The sequence below is a fragment of the Pseudomonas sp. TE21435 genome, assembly GCF_056279265.1.
On the sequence record NZ_JBWBQZ010000001.1, the window covers coordinates 5,447,005 to 5,465,683 of the forward strand.

The window sequence follows — 18,679 nt, forward strand, 5'->3', positions numbered from 1 at the left end:
TTAAAGGCTGGTGAGAGGGTATCACGAACGGTGGTCCGCCTTCTGTCAGAAAATCGGGATATCAGTTCATCGCAGCTTTCGCGCGACAACCAGTCGTGATCCTCCCAAGGGCAGGTTCAGCCCCCGTTGGATCATTGCCAGCTCAAGGTTAAGTGCGCATTCAAAGATTCCATTCAATACAGGATGAATACGCAGTTCTGCCATTTCGTCCGGCTTTGCGCCGTCTGCGTGTTTTTTCATGAGACGAGACAGATACATCGCCGGTAGCAAAGTGCTGACAAACGAGGTGCTGCGAACGACTTCCAAGCCGGCCCGGATCATCTTGTCATGCAATTCCCTGGCTTCATATCGCCTGACATGACAGGCATGTACATCCACGGAACTCCACAGCCAGCGATGTTGAGGGACCGTGATGAACAACATGCCATTGGGGGCGAGCGCCCTGGCCAACTGATCCAGAACCTGCTCATCTTCTTCGATATGCTCGAGCACGTCGAACGCTCCAATGACATCCGGTGCTGACGCGAACGCTATCTGCCTGGCATCCATCTGTTGGAACTCGACATCGGGAAGTCGCTGCCGCGCATAAAACAGGCCTTCATCGAAGTACTCGCTACCCGACAGGTGGGCTTCAGAGAACTCACGAGCCACGGCAGATATGACAAACCCCGTGCCGCAACCTATCTCATGAAATGAGGTGAAGTGCGGCATGTACTTTTTCAGTGCCCAAATGATGATTCTGTTTCTTGCGCGGAACCAGAAGTTCTTGCTCTCCAGAGCCGCCAGTTCCTGATAGAAGTCTTTGCGGAAAGCGGTTTTCATTTCGAGTCACCACGAAATACGAAATACTTGCAGGCCAGGAAGCCATAGAGCGCGACGACCAGGATGGCGATCGCCTGTACGGCTTGATGGGGATAATCAAGTACGTCGGAGAAAATGAGCAGTAATAAAAAGTTCAGCAGGTAGCCGATGATATGCATTTGCACATAACGAAGCAGTGCGCCACATTGCTTGCCTTGCATGAACGTCCATTGATGGTTGGCGAGGAAGCCCAAGACTACACCGATGACATACATGAGCGTCATCGAGAGTTTCTTGCCGACGTCTGCATTGACGAGGAGTAGGTAGCCAAGATAGACCAAACCATTGCTCGTCACGCCAACAATGCCGTAGCGAATGAGTTGTGCGAGGCTGGTGGCGCTGGGGATTCTCACCGTCAATACCTCAGAAGGTTTTTTGTCTGACGATGTACAGTGGCCGCTTCTTGGTTTCGTCGAACGTCTTGCCGATGTAGATGCCTACAACGCCCTGGATGGAGATGATCACCCCGCCGATGAAGAACAGCGACACCATCAGGCTGGTCCAACCAGGGACGACCGCACCATGCAGCAATGTGCTGGTAAGCAGGTAGGCGCCGTACAGGAAAGACAGCAATGCCATAGAAAAACCGAGCTTTACCGCCAACCGCAGCGGCTTGTCGGAATAGGCGATGATGGTTTCCATCGCCAGATCCCAGAGCTTCGAGAAGGTATAAGTGCTCTCGCCATGAGAGCGCTCGGCATGCTCGACCGCAATACCGATGGTCTTGAATCCCATCCAGTGGACCAGAGCGCCAAAAAAACGCAGTTGCTCGCGCATCTGGCAGAGATTGTCGACTACCTTGCGGGAGATGATTCGGAAGTTGCCGCTGTCGCCATCGTAGTCAAAATCGGCCAGGTAACTGAACATCCTGTAGAACATCCACGAAGTGAGCCGCTTGAGTGGCGCGTCACGACGTTTGCCGCGCAGCGCGAGGACGATGTCGAAGCCTTCCTGGGCCTTGGCATACAGGCGTGGGATTTCTTCGGGCCGATCCTGCAGATCGCAGTCCATGACGACGACCCACTGACCGCGACAGCTGTCCAGGCCTGCGGTGATACCATAGTGTTGTCCGAAATTGCGACTTAACTGGATACCCCGGACACGGGGATCATCTGCTGCGAGCCGTTCGATGATCTCCCAGGAGCGATCGCCACCACAGTCCTCGACCAGCAGAATCTCAAAATCACGAGAAATTGTCTCCAGCGAGGATGTCAGGCGGCGGTACAATTCGTCGAGAGATTGCTCGGCCTTGTAGACCGGTATGACAACCGACAATAGAGGTTCTGCAGTCTGTAGTGGCATCGTATTCCGTGACTTTCTTGTTAAACGTTGAGGTGACTGTTACCAGTACTGCATGTAGCCAAACAGAAGTTCTTGGCGGTAATAGAACACGCCGCAGGCCGTGTGTGCGAAAAAAACGCTCAGGCAAAGGCCATACTTAATCTTGTCGAACACTGTGCGGGTCAGGGACTTGCGATCAGCGAGCAAGAAGGCCAGCGAGAACAGGAATGCCAGATACAGGCCGATCTGCCCGCTCCACCAGAAGTTGCCGGCATACATTCGATAGCCGCTTTCGGCGAAGAAGTAGGTGAGGATCATACCCATCAGCAGGCACAGGAACGCCAGCACGAAGGCCTTGTTCTGCGTGCTCGCTTTCGGATAAGAGAGCAGCACAAGCAGCGGGAAGGCAATCGACAGGAACAGCTTGCCAGTCAGGAAATTCGAATAGTGGGAGAATGTTTCGAACGGCAGAAACAGCACGTGGCTTTCCTCATTTCCCGTTCCATTGGAAAGACCTTGGTAAAAATAGGTGTGGAAAAATTGAAGACTGAGCACCAATAGGACGGGGAGGAAAAAGGCACCGTAGATGTATGGTCGGCTCAGCGTGGAGCGCGATTGCTGGGTGATCATCAGGAACAGCACTAACGCCGGCAGGACGATCAGCAGGAAGTTCGGTTTGGACATTCCGCAGATGAAAATCGCAGCAGCAAACGCAAGGGCACTGGGCAGTGGATCTCCTGTTGGGCGGTCCACTGTCCTCAGGGCGAAGCAGAATACGATCAGTGACAACGGTTTGAGTAGCAACATGGTGGGGCTGTGATAGACCGTGATGCCGATGTAGCCGAAGTACAAGTGACTATCAACGAAAAAGAACGCTTGCAGCGGTGTCACCAGAAGCAGGCAAACAGATAAAACAAGGGCAACGGGCAAGGATGCGCGGGGCGCGAGAACTCGGTAGTTGAGGATGGCCAGCAACGAAATAGCCAGGAGGATCACCACTGTCGAAGCCGCAATATAGTCGATGGCCAGCAGCTTCTTCGCCACGATGACCAGAACATGATAAAGCGGGTGCGGAAGTATGAGCTTGCCTTGTTCCTCGATTTCGCTTGCCCATTTCAGATGGGCGACATAGTCGCCACCAATGGCGGAGAGCTTGCTGATCAGCGGTTCGAAGATTGCGACGCTAATGACCAGCAATGCGACGTACACCGCACATTCGATCAAGCGACTGGATGTTGTAGTCACGCGACTTTCGCTTTGGGTTATCACCGGATCCTCCCTGTTTTCGTTGAGCGGCTCATTGTCCTGGACCCTGTCAGGGGTACTGGCTGCGGCTTGCCGTGGTCCGGATACCAGCCAGAGGGCATTTGCAACATTAGGCTCTTGAAACCGGCACTGCGCCCTGCGCGGATTGTTTTCCTGCGGCTGTGGCGATTGGGCCGAGGAGTATACCCGTAGCGTTGCTGTTACGTCCCGACGGCTGTTGCAAATCAGAAATCACTGATCTTTGCGATCCCTCGATTGCATTTTACATATGCTCTCGTTACTATGCGTTTATGCAAAAACGCAACGTAGCCTCCGTACTCAGAGAACTGCTCGCCCGCCACGGCCTGTCCCCCACAGAGCTGCATCGGCGCACGGGTGTACCTCAATCCACCCTGTCGCGGATTCTCAGCGAGAAGATCGTCGATCCTTCGGACAAGCACGTCTCGAAGATCGCCGAGTACTTCGGCGTGAGCACCGACCAGTTGCGCGGCCGCGTCGAACTGGGCGAATCCCGTGACGCGGCCCCTCTCACTCAAGGCCATGCGGCCCTGAGCGACATCAGCCTGTGGGACGATGAAACACCCGTCGAGGACGACGAGGTGTCCGTGCCTTTTCTTCGTGAGGTCGAGTTGGCAGCAGGATCAGGAAGATTCGTCATCGAGGAAAGCGAGAATGCTCGCTTGCGTTTCGGCAAACGCAGCCTGCGCCACAATGGCGTGCAGTTCGACCACGCCAAGTGCGTGACGGTGCGTGGCAACAGCATGTTGCCGGTGCTGCGCGACGGCGCCACGGTCGGGGTCAACACCGGCAAATGCACCATCGGTGACATCATCGACGGCGACCTTTATGCCATCAACCACAACGGCCAGCTGCGGGTTAAACAGGTATACCGCCTGCCTACCGGCATTCGCCTGCGCAGCTTCAACCGCGACGAACACCCTGACGAAGACTACAGCTTCCAGCAGATGCAGGAAGAACAGATCAGCCTCCTCGGCCACGTCTTCTGGTGGGGCATGTACGCTCGTTGATACCGATCCTCGATAAAAACCCGCCTCGGCGGGTTTTTTTTCGTCCTCAGAAAAACCCTACACACCGCATCCGATAAGGCCTTCATGCATTTCGGCAAATACTCGTGCATAAATATTTCTAAAAATGCATTGACTGCATATGCATGCATGCATAATCTGTGTCTCAAGCCGGTCAGCAACCGGTTGTTACACAGGCAGCGATGAACAGGCCTCGACTGTTCAGAGGGTTGGCAACTGGCCCGGGTGTGCAGCGTAAAGCACCACGATCAGTTATCCGGCGGGCAGGCGGCCGCGGTCGGAGTCACTAATTTGAAGCGGAGCCGTGCGGCGTCACCAGTCGTGGCCGGCGGTTCGACAACGCATTACTGAAAAGCCTGCGAAGCGGGTTTTTTGGAATGCCGAGGCAAATGCGCGGGTCAACATCCCGCCAGCTTCATTCCTACGGAATTCATCGCAACGGAGGTGAAATGGGTTTCGAAATCATCAACATGGGCACGGCGCCCACGGGCGTCGGCGGCGACACGGTGCGCACCGGCTTCGACAAGGTCAACCGCAACTTGGCGCAGCTCAAGGATCGTGCCCTTCAGCCGGATTACTCGACGCTGTCCGGGCAGCTGTACCGCGAGGTTGGAGTGATGGCGGTGTCCAACTATGTGAATGCCTTCACGCTCAAGACCAAGGTGCCCAGCGTCGGTGGCATCGCGCCAATGGTGCGATTACACGGCTGTCTGGCGACCTACACCTCGCCGATCACCATCGACCTTAGCTGGTACTTCTATGACGGCAAGATCGTCGCAGCGACCGCGCTGGTCAACACGTCCTCGCGGGAGATGGGCACCCTGGCCGCCAACAACGGCTTGCAGATCATCCTGTACGAGGAAAACGGCCTGGCCAACCTGTACTTGAAGTTCCCGACCAGGGCCTATTACCCACGCTTCGCGGTCAGTTGCCTGAACACCGGGGCATTGGCCATGCCAGGTGGACAGGAGTCCGACTGGGGCATTGTGGTCGACGGCCCGCCACCAGCCGCCAATTTGCAGCAGATGCCGTTCACCGTCGTCACCACGCTCAACACATCCAACTGCAAGGTCGGCAACGACGGCACGATCAAGGTGGCATGAATGCGCGCAATCATCACGCTATTAAACGATGGCAGCACCTACGACATCACTCCCCCGCAGGCGCAGTTGGCTTCGCTGGCACTCGGCGAGGGGCGGTTCAAGATCACCGGCAGCCACGGCCTGGTGCCTTTCCCCCCCGCAAGCGTCGGCTGGGGCTACTCGCTCAGCCAGATGGACAGCAAGGCTGACGTGGCGGTTGAACATGATGAAGTCTCCGGCGACCTGCTGGTGACCGTGACCCGCGACGGCCAGCCTTATCGGCTGGTCAGCACGTTGATGCTGCATGTCCTGGCCGAGGATCTTCCCGTCGTGCCGATCATCCAGTCGATGGAGGGTTGAGCGTGGCTTTATTTCAAGGAGACAGGACTTTGACAAGTGAACAACAGGCATTGCTCGACATGCCGCTCTGGCTGGTGATCGTCCTGGCGCTGCTGGGCGGTCTTTCCGGCGAGATGTGGCGGGCCGACAAAGCCGGTGCGCGGGGCTGGGCGCTGGTGCGCCGGCTGCTATTGCGCTCTGGGGCGTGCATGGTCTGCGGCGTGTCGACGGTGATGCTGCTGTACGCCAGCGGCATGTCGATCTGGAGCGCCAGCGCCTTTGGCTGCCTCACCGCCATGGCCGGGGCCGATGTCGCCATCGGCCTCTATGAACGCTGGGCGGCTCGCCGCCTGGGCATCGAGCAACCATCGGCCGGCGTCGACGCCGACGATCGTGGCCGCTGAACGGGAGCCCTGCATGAACGAAACACAGCTGGAAGCACTCCTGGCAGCCCTGAGCAACCAGGCGTCGGTGCAGACCGCCCTGGGGCAGTCGATCGAGCGGCTGGCATCAAGCAACGAGCAACTGGTGGCCTACCTGAAGAGCCGTGAGCCGGACCCAGATGCACCGCCTTATCTCGATGGTTCGAAGCCTGCCTGAGTTTTTCCCCCTTTACCTGCAATACCCGTCCGACCGCCCGGGACGCCCGTGGCGGCTTTCATCATGTTCAAGGAGAACACCTCTATGTCGATTCTTACCCAAGGCACCCAGATCTATGCACTGGTCCCACCGCTCTCCGGCACCGGCCCGCTCAGCGTGCTGGAAGTCGACCACGTGACCTCGTTCGAGCCGGGCGGCGCCCCGGCCGAGCAGATCGAGGACACGACCCTCGACGCCGCCGAACGCACCTACAAGAAAGGCCTGCGTACCCCTGGCACCGCCACCCTGGGCCTTAACGCCGACCCGACCAACGCCAGCCACATCCGCCTGCATCAGTTGTCCGAAGCCAAGGGCAACACCACCGTCAAATGGGTGGTGGGCTGGTCGGACGGCAAGGGCGTGGCACCGACGGTCAACAGCAAGGGCGATGGCTTCGAGCTGCCGGCCACCCGTACTTGGTTCGCCTTCGAAGGCTACGTGGCCGATTTCCCGTTCAACTTTGCGCTCAATTCGGTGGTTACCACCTCGGTGAGCATCCAGCGCACCGGCGGCTCCACCTGGGCGAAAAAGGCCTGAGCCCGGAGGACTGAATGAACATCAATCAACTCAAGGCCCTGGGCGGCATCGTCGACAGCCAGCGGGTACGCAAGGAAGTGGTCTGGAACCGGCCTGATCCGCAGACCGGGGAAATGCTGGCCCAGACCCTGGTGGTGCATGTGCGCCGTCATTCGTTCGGGGTGATCGAGCGTCTGTTCGCTGAACAGGCGTCGTCCCATAGCCGCAACGCGCATTACCTGGCCGCGTCCATCAGCCTCGGCGAGGAGGGGGAGGAGCCGTTAGGCGTCGAAGACGCGTTCAACCTCGAACCCTCACTGGGCTTCGTGCTGCTCAACACCATCAACGAAGTCAATGGCACCGGTAATACCCCGGCAAAGAACTGACGGCCGCCGATGAGTTCTGGCATGAGCTGGTGCTCAATGGCATCGGCGGCCGCACGATCAGCGAAGCCAAGGAACGGCTGAGCTACGCAGAAGCCAGGGACTGGGCGCAGTACATCCAGCGCCATGGCTCGTTGCACGGCGGTCGCCGGCTGGAGGCCAGCATCGCCATGTTGGCGCTGCAGGCCAACCATCAAGCCGGCGGCACCGCCGAGTTGATCGATTTCATGCCTCACGAGCGGCGCCAAGGCGTCTCGCTCGAGAGTGCCATGCAGCAGTGGTGCTGATGATCGGCACCACCTTCTTCACGAAGCCCGCCACGGCGGGTTTCACCATGATCAGGGAGTAGGCCCATGGCAACCAACCTTGCCAGTTTCAGCCCGACGATCGACCTCTCCAGCCTCGAACGGGCACTGTCCAGGGCCTCGGCCCTCAGTGACCGCACCCTGCGCGAGATGCAGAAGAATGTCGAGGCTTTCAATACCAAGTACCTCAAGAGCGTAGGCGAGGTCGCCGATTCGAGCCTGGACATCTCGAGGAGAGCGCTGGATCGCTTCCAGTCCGCCTACGCGCCACCGAGCTGGGAGCAGGCCGTGCAGGATGCCCCCGAGCGGCCCTACAGCGAGGCGCTGCGCAAGCAGCACGCCAGCGCCGAGCTCGAGGTGGCGAAGATGAGCATGAGCAAGCGCCAGGGCGGGTTGGCCGACCAGCTGTTCAAGGTGGACGAAGGCTACTACACCGAACGGGCTCAGTTCGAGCAGGCCAACCCGCTGGGTGCCGCAGGCCCCGATGGCGCGAATTACCAGCAGCAGTTGGAGGACATGCGCGCCCGGCATGCCGACATGACCAACCAGGTACTCAACGACTACGACATGATGAGTCAGGCGCGTGGCGACTGGATGGTCGGCGCCTCTGCGGCTTGGGAGGAGTATCTGGAGACCTCCGGCAACGTCGCGGCGCAATCGCAAGCGGTCTTTGCCAGCGTCTTCGATCGCATGGGCAATGCGGTGCAGACTTTTGCCACTACCGGCAAGCTGTCGTTCTCTGACTTCGCCAAGTCGGTGATCGCTGACATGGCCGCGCTGGCCGCCAAGACTGCAGCCTCCAAGGCTCTGAGCAGTCTGCTCGGGTTCGGCATGAACCTGGTCGGTTCGTGGTTCAGCGGTGGCGCCGCGCCAACTGCCACCAGCATGTCCGTGGGTGGCACCAGCACCACCTTCACCCCGCAACTCAACGCCTCAGGTCTGACCTATGGCGGCTCCGCCTTCGCCAAGGGGGGCGCCTTCACCAACGGCGTCGCGACCACGCCGACCCTGGCGCCGATGGCGCTGTTCGGCGAGGCCGGCCCTGAAGCGATCATGCCACTGACCCGCGGCGCCGATGGCGCACTGGGCATTCGCGCGCTGGGCGGCGGCTCCGGCGCCAGCCACAGCAGCGAAGTGGTGATCCAGCAGACCATCAACGTGGCCGCGGGCGACGGCAATAGCGCGGCCGGCGAGGGCAATGCCCAACGCCTGGCCAGCGCCTATGCCGGTGCCGCCCGCCAGGGCGCCAGCGAACAGATTTCCCGCGAGCTGATGCCGGGCGGGCAGATCTGGTCGGCGATTCACGGCCGCTGAGCAAGGAGAACATCACATGGAAACCTTTACCTGGAGCCCGAAGACCGAACCGACCGGGACCGTGGAGTACCGCGTGCGCACGGTGCAGTTCGGCGACGGCTACCAACAGGCGGTGGCCGACGGGATCAACAACCGCAGCCAGTCCTGGCCGTTGGTGTTTATCGGCGACGAAATCAAGATCCGCGCGATCGCCGAGTTCCTCGACCGTCACGCTGGCAGCCGCGCGTTCCGCTGGACCGCGCCACTGGGCAAGCCGGGCCTGTATCGCTGCAAGGGCTACCAGCCCACCGCCAAGGGTGGTGGCTTGTACAGCATCAGCGCGACGTTCGAGCAGGCCTTTCACCCATGACCGAGGAGAGCCGCCATGGCGCTGATCAATGACATCCAGAAACTCGAACCGGGCGCGGAAATCGTGCTGTTCGAGATCGACGGCAGCGAGTTCGGTGCTGATACCCTGCGCTTTCACGGTCATGCCATCACCCATGAACCCGATGTGCTGGACGCGGCTGACCTGCCGGCTCGTTCGATCTGGTGGCAGGGCAATGAGTATGCCGCCTGGCCGGTGCAGATCGACGGCATCGGTGCCAACAGCAATGGCAGGGCCACCCGCCCGAAGTTCACCGCCGGCAACGTCGATGGCCGGGTCACGGCGTTGTGCCTGGCCTTCGAGGACCTGCTCAAGTTCAAGCTGACCGTGCGCCAGACCCTCGGTCAGTACCTGGACGCGCGTAACTTCGCGACTGGCAACAGCCAGGCCGATGCAACCCAGGAGGCCTTGGAGATCTGGTTTCTCGACCAGAAGACCCGGGAGGACGACGAGCAGGTGCAGTGGGAACTGTCCTCGCCCGGCGAGATCGACAGCCACGGCCTGCCAGGCCGACAGATGACCGCCTATTGCCATTGGGCGATGACCAATGGCTACCGTGGCCCGAACTGCGGCTATACCGGCAGCCTGCGTTTCGATGACGAGGACCGTCCCACCGACGATCCGGCCAAGGATCGCTGCAAGGGGGGGCTGCGCTCATGCAAGCTGCGCTTCGGCGAGGCGGCCGAACTGCCCCACGGCGGCTTCCCGGCCGTCTCGCTGATCGCCCGGAGCTGAAACATGGCACCTGACCTGCTCGAGGCGATTCGCGTCCATGCTGCCGAGGACTACCCCCGCGAAGCTTGTGGGCTGGTCATCGACCGGGCCGGGCGGCTGGTCTATCAACGCTGTCGCAATACCGCCAACGAACCCGGCGAAGAGTTTCGCATCGATCCGCACGACTACGCGGCGGCGGAAGACCTCGGGGAGGTTGTCGCGGTGGTGCATTCGCATCCTGACGCCAGCAGCCTGCCGTCCACTCGCGATCTGGCCATGTGCGAGGCCACGGGGCTGCCTTGGCATATCCTGTCCTGGCCGGAAGGCGACCTGCGCACGATCCTGCCCAAGGGCGACACCCCGTTGCTGGGGCGTCCCTTTGTGCATGGCCTGTGGGATTGCTGGCAGGTATGCGCCGACTGGTATCAGCGCGAATGGGGCCTGACTTTTGCTCCCTATGCCCGCGAGGATGGCTGGTGGGAGGATGCCCAGGGTCCGAGCCTGTACGAGCAGGCCTATGTCGATGCCGGCTTCGTCGCCGTCGACACCCCGCGACGTGGCGACATGCTGGTCATGGCTATCGGTCGTACCGCGCACCCCAACCATGCCGGTATCTATCTGGGCAATGATCCGCGCCTGCCTGGTGAGCAATGGACGCCCACTGGTGCCGGCCCGTTCCTGCTGCACCATCTTTATGGGCGCCCCAGCGAAGTGATCGTGTTCGGTGGGCCGTGGCTGGATCGCACCCGGCTGGTGTTGCGCCACCGCGATGCCGAGGTTGGCGAATGAGCGGCTTTCGATTCATGCAGATTCGCACAGGAGGCCCTAGATGGCTGTATCCGTGATCAATGTGCCAGCCCTGACCACCATCAAGTTGTCCGGTGTCCTGGCACGCAAGTTTGGCCGGGAACACCGGCGCCGCCTGGACAGCGGCCAGGCCTGGGAAGTGTTCCGGGCCCTGCGCAACACCCTGGAAGGTTTCGAGGAGGAGATCCGCCGGCTTGACCGTCTTGGCATGCGTTTCGCGATCTTCCGCAATCGCCGCAATGTCGACAGCAATGCCTTTGCGCTGGGCGGCACCAGCGAGCTCCGTATCGTTCCGGTGCTGGCCGGCAGCAAGCGTGGCGGCATCCTGCAGACCATCGTCGGGGCGGTGATGATCGTCGGCGGGATGTACTTCGGGCAGACCTGGGCGGTGCAGATGGGCGCCGGCCTCATGGCCGGCGGCGTGATGCAGATGCTCAGCCCACAGCCCAAGGGCCTCAAGCTCAGCGCCAGCCCTTCGAACACGCCGGGCTATGCCTTTGGCAATGCCCGCAACACCGTCACCACCGGCCTCCCGGTGCCGCTGTGCATCGGTAAGCGTCGTTGGGGCGGGGCGATCGTCAGCGCCGCCATCTACGCCGAGGATCGCCTGTGAGGCCAGGGCATGGCTCGGTCAATACGGCTGCCCCGGGCAGCCGCTTTTCGCAGAAGGAGTTGCCATGTCAGCAACCACCATTGATTCGCCGTTGACCCGCGTCAGGCTCGGTGGCCAATTGCGCCAGTTCGGCAAGACCTTCGAACTGGCGGTGAACACACCCCGCGAGGCGATCAAGGCCCTGTGCGTGCTGGTGCCTGGTTTCGAGCGCTTTCTCGCCAATGCCCGCTCGCGTGGCCTGGAGTTTGCCGTGTTCAACGACCGCCGCAATGTCGGCGAGTCAGAGCTGGGTTTCCAGGCTCGGGAAGAAATCCGCATTGTGCCGGTGGTCATCGGCAGCAAGCGGGCGGGCACCCTGCAGACCATCGTCGGTATCGTCATGATTGCCGCAGCCGCCATCTATAGCGGTGGTGTCGGCGCCGCCTTCGCTTCGGAGGGAACCGCCGGGTTCGTCGCCCACATGGGCGCGGCGATGGCGCTTGGCGGCGTGATGCAGCTGCTCAGCCCGCAGCCCAAAGGGCTGAGCATGAGCCAAGCGCCGGAGAATACCCCCGGCTACGCCTTTGGCGCGGCGCGCAACACCACGGCGTCTGGCAACCCGGTGCCGCTGTGCGTGGGCAAGCGGCGCTGGGGCGGCGCCATCATCAGCGCGGCGATCTATGCCGAGGACCGCGCATGAGGGCGGCAGCAAAGTGTACAGGTGAGCGAACATGAACCAGGGTCTTCAAACATGGGATGCCCATGGCACGCTGATGCTGGACGGTTCGATGCGTGTGGGCAAGATTATCGATGTCTTCGAAAGCACAACCGACAATGGGGCGCGTGCCATCGCCAATACTGAGCTGGGCAGCGTGTTTCTGTTTCAGGAGGAGACCTCCTTCGATCTGGGCAGTAGGACGTTGTATGTGCTACCCCAGGTCAGTTATGCGCAGGGGGTCGTGAGCTGGGTGTTCGTCGACTTCAAGTTTGGGCGTAACTATCTGCCCCGACGAAGCATGCGTATCAGCGTGGGGGTGTTCTGATGACCGTCGGCCTGTCCGTCTTCAGGGATGATGGAGGATGGCAACTGACCTCCCAGGTACGCACGTCGATGCTGTCATTTCGTACGACTTACAGTGGCCCCTTCACCGCGATGACCAGCCCGCTTGCGGGAACCTCCTATTACTTCGATGTCGCCATCCCGGAACCTACCCGCTCGGTGTTTTTCAACTCGGCAACTGCCATGTCGATCATCTTCGAGGCGCGGACAGGCAACGTCTGGCGTTTTCGCGTATCGACTCCGGCGCCGGTGGAAATCTTCGGCTTCAGCGAGCAGGTACCGGCCTCTTCACGCTCCGGGTTCCAGTTGTTCGATGAACAAGGAGCGCTCGCATTCGACTCGGACAGCCAGTTGCTGAGGATCGTCGATGTAGTGCCCAACGCAGCCATCGGCACGCGCCGGCCCTGGCCCACCGCAGCGCGCCGGTATGCCGCGGGGATAGGGCACTCTCCCAAGCAAATGACCCCAGCCAGCCTTGGCGGGGTGCCCTGGATGATTCTGCGAGGCACCGGTGTAATGCTGGGGCCACAGACGGGGGTGGTGGAGGGCTGGCTGGTAACCGGGCCGACCGCTGGAGAGATGATATCGCCGTCACCCAAAATGCCAGCACCCACGCTGATGATTATCGACGTCACCGGCTATTGAACATCCGCCGAGCATGGCCCGCGCCTCAGGCCGTGGCCCTTTGCGGCGCAACCCCATTCAGCCAACCGCCCTTGAGGCGGTTTTTTTACGCCTGGAGGAATACATGGGCGAAACCAACAGACCCGTGATCACCGGCCGCAAAGGTGGTCAGAAGAAGCCCAAGACGCCGATCGAGGCGCCGGACAGCCTGCGCTCGGTCGCAGTCGCCAAAATGCTCCTGGCCATCGGTGAAGGTGAGTTCGCTGGCACGCCGACGCCCCGCGACATCTACCTCGACGGCACGCCGTTGATGGATGAGCAGGGCAATTACAACTTCCCTGGCGTGAAGTGGGAGTGGCGCACAGGCTCGGTGGAGCAACCGCACATTCCCGGTATCCCCTCGGTGGACAACGAGATCAGCCAGGGTATCGAGTTACGCAGCGACAAGCCTTGGGTACATGCCATCAGCGATACCCGCCTGTCGGCGGTGCGCCTGCGCTTCGCCTGGCCGGCGCTTCAGGCCATGGACAGTGCCGGGAACATCAATGGCCATCGCATCGAGTATGTGATCGAGGTGGCCACCGATGGTGGTGCCTACCAGGAAGTGCTCAAAGATGCGGTGCACGGCAAGACCACCAGCACCTACGAACGCACTCGCCGTATCGACCTGCCCGCGGCCCAGACGGGCTGGACCTTGCGCGTACGCCGGCTGACGCCGAACCAGAACAACAACAAAGTCGCCGACACCATGCAACTCGCCGGCCTGACCGAGGTGATCGACGCCAAGCTGCGCTACCCCAACACCGCGCTGCTGTACATCGAGTTTTCCGCCGAGCAGTTCCGCAACATTCCGGCGGTGACCGTGGAGTGCCGGGGCCGCAAGTGGCCGGTGCCGAGCAACTACGATCCGGACACCCGTGCCTATATCGGCGTGTGGGACGGCACCTTCAAGGAGGCCTGGACCGACAACCCGGCCTGGGTTACGTACGGTATCTGCACCAACGACCGCTTCGGCCTCGGCCGCAGGATCAAGCCGTGGATGGTCGACAAGTGGGAGCTGTACCGCATCGCCCAGTACTGCGACCAGCTGGTGCCCGATGGCAAGGGTGGTCAGGAACCGCGCTTCATCTGCAACCTCAACCTGCAGAGCAAGGCCGAGGCCTGGTCGCTGCTGCGCGACATCGCTGGCATCTACCGCGGCATGACCTACTGGGCCCAGGGCCAGCTGTACAGCCTGGCCGACATGCCACGGGCCACCGACTTCGACTTCGCCTACACCCGGGCCAATGTCATCGGTGGCAAGTTCAACTATTCCAGTGGTTCGGAGCGTAGCCGCTACAGCCGCGCGCTGATCAGCTACGACAATCCGTTGAACAGCTACGACACCGATGTCACGGTGGTCACCGACGAGAAGTTGCAGCGCCGCTACGGCGACAATCCGCTCGAGATCAGCGCCATCGGCTGCACCCGCGAATCCGAAGCTCAACGCCGTGGCAAGTGGGCGCTGGCGACCAATGCCCGTGATCGTGGCATCAGCTTTCGGGTCGGCATGGACGGGCGCATCCCGTTGCCGGGCTTCGTCATTCCGGTGGCCGACGAGTTGCTGGCCGGACGCGCTATCGGCGGCCGGATCGCCGCAGCTAGTGGCCGCCAGGTCACCCTCGACCGCGATACCCAGGCCAAGGCGGGTGACCGCCTGATTCTCAACCTGCCCGACGGCACCTGCGAGGCGCGAACGGTTGAGGCGGTCGCAGGTCGTCGCCTGACGTTGACCACCGCCTACAGCGTCGCCCCCGAGGCCGAATTGGTCTGGGCGCTGGACGCGCCGGACCTGAGCGTGCCGTTGTACCGCGTGACCAGCGTGTCGCGACCCGAGCCAGGGGTCTACGAGATCAGCGCGGTGCAGTACGAGCCGAGCAAGTTTGCCCACATCGACAGCGGCGCGCGGCTGGAGGAACGGCCAATCAGTGTCACGCCGATCAACCTGGTGCCGCCGCCGAACAGCGTCAGCCTCAGCAGCAACCACGCGGTCAGCCAGGGCCTGGCGGTCAGCACCCTGACCATTGCCTGGCCAGCGGTGCCCGGCGCGGTGGCCTACGAGGTGGAATGGCGCAAGGACGACGGCAACTGGATCAGCCTGCCGCGCAGCGGGGCCACCAGCGTCGATGTCACCGGGATCTACGCCGGTGACTACCTGGCGCGTGTCCGTTCGATCAGCGTCGGCGAGATCACTTCGATCTGGAAACTGTCCGAGCTGACCCCGCTCAAAGGCAAACTCGGCACACCACCGGCAGTGGCCCAGTTGCTGGCCACCAGCAAGGTGTTCGCCATCGCTCTGGACTGGCGGTTCCCCGAAGGTACAGGCGATACCCAGCGTACGGAAATCTGGTATGGCAGCAGCGCCAATCGGGTCGATGCGAAAAAGCTCGGCGACTTTGCCTACCCGCAGGCCGAGCATGAGCTGCAGGGCCTGGCCGCCGGCGCGCAGCTGTTCTTCTGGGCGCGCCTGGTGGACCGCAGCGGCAACGTCGGCAAGTGGTACCCGGAGGGCATCGGCGTGCGTGGGCAGTCCAGCGCCGAGCAGAGCGACTATGACCGCTACTTCTCCGGCAAGATCAGCGAGTCGGCGCTGGGCAAGCACCTGTTCGAGCGTATCGAGCTGATCGATGGCACGGGCAATGGCTCGGTGAACCAGCGTCTGCAGAACCTGAACAGTGACGTACAAACGCGCCTGGACGATGTCGCCCGCGCCGCCAATGCGCTGAGCTACGACTCGGCAAAGGCCTATGTCACTGGTGATATCGTGCGCCAGGCCCAGGGGCTGTATCAGGCCCTCAAGGCGGTGCCGATCAAGACGCCGCCGCCCAGTGCCGGCTACTGGCTGGATGTCGGCCAGGTGGTCAAGGACAGCAACGGCCTGGCGGCGCGGATGAGCAAGGCGGAAAGCCAGATCACCGCCGCCGAAGGCGTCAATACGGTGCAGAACACCCAGCTCACCGGTTTGCAAAGCGCCTTGTCGGGCAAGGCGGACGCCGCGGCCCTGACCACGCTGAGCAACAAGGTCAGTGAGTCCCAGGGCAAGCTCGACAGCCAGGCTTCGGCGATCACAGGCCTCAAGGCCGCGCTGGGCCAGCAGCCGGACAATCTGGTGATCAAGGGCGACTTCGAGGATGGCGACGCCCAGCCCTGGACCTTCGACGCCAAGCTGTATCCGGCGCCTGCGGTTGTCGTCCCGGCCAACTTGGCCGGCACCCGTTATGGCAAAGCTATCGCCTTTTATGGCAACAGCTTCTGCGGCACCACCAACAACATTCTCTGCGGCTCGGAGGAACAGTTCGACCTGGCGGCCGAGGTCAGTTCCGATGAAATGGCGGCCGGGCAGACAGCCCAGTTGCAGATGCAGTTCTACGACAAGGACAACAAGAACCTGGGCTACCTGGCGGCTTTCAGCTTCCCGGCCGCCAGCGCCAAGGGCTTCCGCAAACTGAGCGGGCGGGTCAAGGCACCGGCCGGCACCGTCAAGGGGCGTATTCTCATCCGCACCGAGCCGGCCAACGGTACCGGTCGCTCGCTGTGGTGCAACATTGTCGCGCGACGGGTCACCCAGGCCGACAATGCCAATGCCGGTGCCATCAGCGAGCTGGGTGCGACGGTCAGCCAGCAGGGCCAGACCCTGGTCGCCCAGGGGGCGTCCATCACCGACCTGACCAGTCGCGTCGGTGACGTGGCAGGTCAGGCGGCAGGGCAGGCCAAGGCCATCAGTACCCTGCAGACCCAGGCGACCCAGCTCGACGGCAAGGTCACCGCCCAAGGCACGCGCCTGGATGGTATCTACGCCCAGGTCAATCCGCCGTTGGCGGGAAGCGGCAGCGACCTGGCGGGTTCCACCCAGACCCTTGTCGGCGTGTGGTCCGAGCAGTCGGCGCGCATCGAGGACGGTCTGGCAATGGCACGCAAGCTGGACACCGTGCAGGTGCAGCAGGGCCAGACCAACGCCTCGGTGCAGCAGCTCAGCCAGGCCCAGGTCGGGATCGACAAGAAACTGTCGACGATGTGGTCGGTGAAGATGGAGGTGACCAACGATGGCCAGTACGTGGCAGCTGGCGTGTCGCTGGGCATCGAGGACAAACAGAGCCGCTTCCTGGTGCGCGCCGACAACTTCTCGGTGGTCGGCACCCAGGCCGGTGGCCAGCTGTTCACGCCGTTCTCGGTGAACAACGGCCAGGTCTTCATGAACTCGGCGCTGATTCAGGACGGCACGATTTCCAGTGCCAAGATCGGCAACGTGATCCAGTCGAACAATTACGTCGCCGGCCGTACCGGCTGGCGCCTGGACAAGAGCGGCGCGTTCGAGATCAACGGCTCGGTGGATGGCCAGGGTCGCCTGGTGATCACCAACCAGCTGATCCAGATCTTCGATGCCAACAACACCCTGCGTGTACGCATGGGTATCTGGGGGTGATGGATGAAGCTCGGGTTGCAAACCTGGAATGAAGACGCAAGCCCGAACCTGGACACCAGCAACCGACTGGGCACCCTGCTCGGCTCGGTAGTGACCGGGACCCGTGCAGGCAGCCTGATCGTGCCGGAGCTGGCGCGTGGCGAGCCGTTCTATTTCTTCCACCCCGAGGTGTTGCCGTCACGGCCACCGAACTTTCAGCTGCCCTATGAGCTGATCTATCCGGTGGTCAAGCTCCAGGGGCAAACGCTCAGCTGGAGCTTCCCGGCGTTCCGCTATACGGGCGCCTATGCGCAGTACGGCTACAGCGTTTCGGTGAAAATTATCTATGGGGTGTTCTGATGGGGCTGGAAGTCTTTGCCGAGGGCAATCACATTCAACTGACGGGCAACAATCCGGTACTCAGCCTGGTGCACAAGCGTACGGTTGCGCTGGTTGCAGGATTCGATCCGTTCAACCGGACACTGATGGCCGGTGCCGACGTGACCTTGCCCGCTCACGGTGTGCTGTTGCTGGGGGATACCCAGGGCCAGTACATCTCGGTGGAGTACGGGCTGGGGCACAAGGATGTGGTGCGGTTCGCCTGCTTCAACCCCACGGTGATCACGATCTATGTGTTCGCCAAGGCGCCGATCATGCCTAGCAAGTGGGGGTTGCAGAGTTATTCGGCAACCGGTGAATTGCTCTATGACTCCAGCCACAAGACCTTGCGCATCGCCTATGCCGGGCCGGTGACCAAGGCCGGGTTGGATTTCCCGGTGGTGCCTGGCAACACCTATGCCGCCGGGCTGGCGTACTACCGCCGTTACTACCTGGTCCCGCCATTCCACACCACGACCTTTGTCCAGCGCGACATGATCCGTGTCGATCACGGCAGGGTCAGCCTGGGACGTCGCCTGGCGGTCATCGAGGACAGCAACTGGTCCGACGAAATGTTCCTGGAGCCCAATGCGAGCATGCCAGACCCTGAACCCGGCCCCATGGCGCCCCTGATCATCGCAAGCGTTTCTGGCTACTGACGATA

Annotated in this window: 23 protein-coding genes; 19 read left to right on the forward strand and 4 right to left on the reverse strand. The window is 61.7% G+C overall.

Features of this window, described 5'->3' with window-relative positions:
• Positions 1-66: 66 nt before the first annotated feature.
• From ACZ9C1_RS24665 to ACZ9C1_RS24680, 4 genes are read right to left on the reverse strand one after another with little or no spacing between them, the layout of a single operon-like run.
• On the reverse strand, positions 67-822 hold the full coding sequence (locus ACZ9C1_RS24665; protein WP_476254468.1) for a class I SAM-dependent methyltransferase: 756 nt from the start codon (positions 820-822) through the stop codon (positions 67-69).
• A complete protein-coding gene (locus ACZ9C1_RS24670; protein ID WP_476254469.1) occupies positions 819-1,214 on the reverse strand; it encodes a GtrA family protein in 396 nt (131 codons plus the stop codon). Before ACZ9C1_RS24670 ends, ACZ9C1_RS24665 begins: the two co-directional genes overlap by 4 nt.
• A gap of 10 nt (positions 1,215-1,224) precedes the next feature.
• Entirely contained in the window at positions 1,225-2,163 is a 939-nt protein-coding gene (locus ACZ9C1_RS24675; RefSeq protein ID WP_476254470.1) for a glycosyltransferase family 2 protein, read from the reverse strand.
• Positions 2,164-2,202: 39 nt separating this feature from the next.
• Positions 2,203-3,411, reverse strand: coding sequence for a hypothetical protein (locus ACZ9C1_RS24680; protein WP_476254471.1), 1,209 nt, complete (start codon positions 3,409-3,411; stop codon positions 2,203-2,205).
• A 287-nt stretch (positions 3,412-3,698) separates the two neighbouring features.
• Here ACZ9C1_RS24680 and ACZ9C1_RS24685 point away from each other — a divergent pair, with 287 nt between their 5' ends.
• The 19 genes from ACZ9C1_RS24685 (at position 3,699) to ACZ9C1_RS24775 (ending at position 18,674) form a co-directional block, all read left to right on the forward strand.
• A complete protein-coding gene (locus ACZ9C1_RS24685; RefSeq protein ID WP_476254472.1) occupies positions 3,699-4,436 on the forward strand; it encodes a LexA family transcriptional regulator in 738 nt (245 codons plus the stop codon).
• Between the two features lie 467 nt (positions 4,437-4,903).
• On the forward strand, positions 4,904-5,557 hold the full coding sequence (locus ACZ9C1_RS24690) for a hypothetical protein (RefSeq protein WP_476254473.1): 654 nt from the start codon (positions 4,904-4,906) through the stop codon (positions 5,555-5,557).
• Complete coding sequence (locus ACZ9C1_RS24695; RefSeq protein WP_476254474.1) at positions 5,558-5,896, forward strand: hypothetical protein; 339 nt, start codon at positions 5,558-5,560, stop codon at positions 5,894-5,896. It abuts the gene before it with no gap.
• 29 nt (positions 5,897-5,925) lie between these two features.
• Positions 5,926-6,279 (forward strand): phage holin family protein, encoded by a 354-nt coding sequence (locus tag ACZ9C1_RS24700; protein ID WP_476254475.1) that lies wholly within the window; start codon positions 5,926-5,928, stop codon positions 6,277-6,279.
• 13 nt (positions 6,280-6,292) lie between these two features.
• Positions 6,293-6,475: a hypothetical protein gene (locus ACZ9C1_RS24705; protein ID WP_476254476.1), complete on the forward strand. Its 183-nt coding sequence runs from the start codon at positions 6,293-6,295 to the stop codon at positions 6,473-6,475.
• An 84-nt stretch (positions 6,476-6,559) separates the two neighbouring features.
• On the forward strand, positions 6,560-7,051 hold the full coding sequence (locus ACZ9C1_RS24710; protein ID WP_046856818.1) for a phage tail tube protein: 492 nt from the start codon (positions 6,560-6,562) through the stop codon (positions 7,049-7,051).
• A gap of 14 nt (positions 7,052-7,065) precedes the next feature.
• Positions 7,066-7,416, forward strand: coding sequence for a phage tail assembly chaperone family protein, TAC (locus ACZ9C1_RS24715; protein WP_457378028.1), 351 nt, complete (start codon positions 7,066-7,068; stop codon positions 7,414-7,416).
• A 29-nt stretch (positions 7,417-7,445) separates the two neighbouring features.
• Positions 7,446-7,700, forward strand: coding sequence for a phage tail assembly protein T (locus ACZ9C1_RS24720; RefSeq protein WP_277503080.1), 255 nt, complete (start codon positions 7,446-7,448; stop codon positions 7,698-7,700).
• 66 nt (positions 7,701-7,766) lie between these two features.
• On the forward strand, positions 7,767-9,032 hold the full coding sequence (locus ACZ9C1_RS24725; protein WP_476254477.1) for a phage tail tape measure protein: 1,266 nt from the start codon (positions 7,767-7,769) through the stop codon (positions 9,030-9,032).
• 16 nt (positions 9,033-9,048) lie between these two features.
• Positions 9,049-9,381 carry a phage tail protein gene (locus ACZ9C1_RS24730; protein ID WP_046856814.1) on the forward strand — a complete coding sequence of 111 codons (333 nt, stop codon included), beginning with the start codon at positions 9,049-9,051 and terminating at the stop codon, positions 9,379-9,381.
• A 15-nt stretch (positions 9,382-9,396) separates the two neighbouring features.
• A complete protein-coding gene (locus ACZ9C1_RS24735) occupies positions 9,397-10,134 on the forward strand; it encodes a phage minor tail protein L (protein WP_476254478.1) in 738 nt (245 codons plus the stop codon).
• A 3-nt stretch (positions 10,135-10,137) separates the two neighbouring features.
• Positions 10,138-10,902, forward strand: coding sequence for a C40 family peptidase (locus tag ACZ9C1_RS24740; RefSeq protein ID WP_102681636.1), 765 nt, complete (start codon positions 10,138-10,140; stop codon positions 10,900-10,902).
• A 40-nt stretch (positions 10,903-10,942) separates the two neighbouring features.
• Positions 10,943-11,533 (forward strand): tail assembly protein, encoded by a 591-nt coding sequence (locus ACZ9C1_RS24745; RefSeq protein ID WP_102681637.1) that lies wholly within the window; start codon positions 10,943-10,945, stop codon positions 11,531-11,533.
• A 64-nt stretch (positions 11,534-11,597) separates the two neighbouring features.
• Complete coding sequence (locus ACZ9C1_RS24750) at positions 11,598-12,212, forward strand: tail assembly protein (RefSeq protein ID WP_102681638.1); 615 nt, start codon at positions 11,598-11,600, stop codon at positions 12,210-12,212.
• Between the two features lie 31 nt (positions 12,213-12,243).
• Positions 12,244-12,555 (forward strand): hypothetical protein, encoded by a 312-nt coding sequence (locus ACZ9C1_RS24755; RefSeq protein ID WP_102681639.1) that lies wholly within the window; start codon positions 12,244-12,246, stop codon positions 12,553-12,555.
• Positions 12,555-13,217, forward strand: coding sequence for a hypothetical protein (locus ACZ9C1_RS24760; RefSeq protein WP_102681640.1), 663 nt, complete (start codon positions 12,555-12,557; stop codon positions 13,215-13,217). The genes ACZ9C1_RS24755 and ACZ9C1_RS24760 overlap by 1 nt, the downstream gene beginning before the upstream one ends.
• Positions 13,218-13,320: 103 nt before the next feature.
• Positions 13,321-17,658 (forward strand): TipJ family phage tail tip protein, encoded by a 4,338-nt coding sequence (locus ACZ9C1_RS24765; RefSeq protein ID WP_476254479.1) that lies wholly within the window; start codon positions 13,321-13,323, stop codon positions 17,656-17,658.
• A gap of 15 nt (positions 17,659-17,673) precedes the next feature.
• Positions 17,674-17,997, forward strand: coding sequence for a hypothetical protein (locus tag ACZ9C1_RS24770; protein WP_146022579.1), 324 nt, complete (start codon positions 17,674-17,676; stop codon positions 17,995-17,997).
• Positions 17,997-18,674, forward strand: a complete 678-nt coding sequence (locus ACZ9C1_RS24775; RefSeq protein WP_102681643.1) for a hypothetical protein — start codon at positions 17,997-17,999, stop codon at positions 18,672-18,674. Before ACZ9C1_RS24770 ends, ACZ9C1_RS24775 begins: the two co-directional genes overlap by 1 nt.
• Positions 18,675-18,679: the final 5 nt, after the last annotated feature.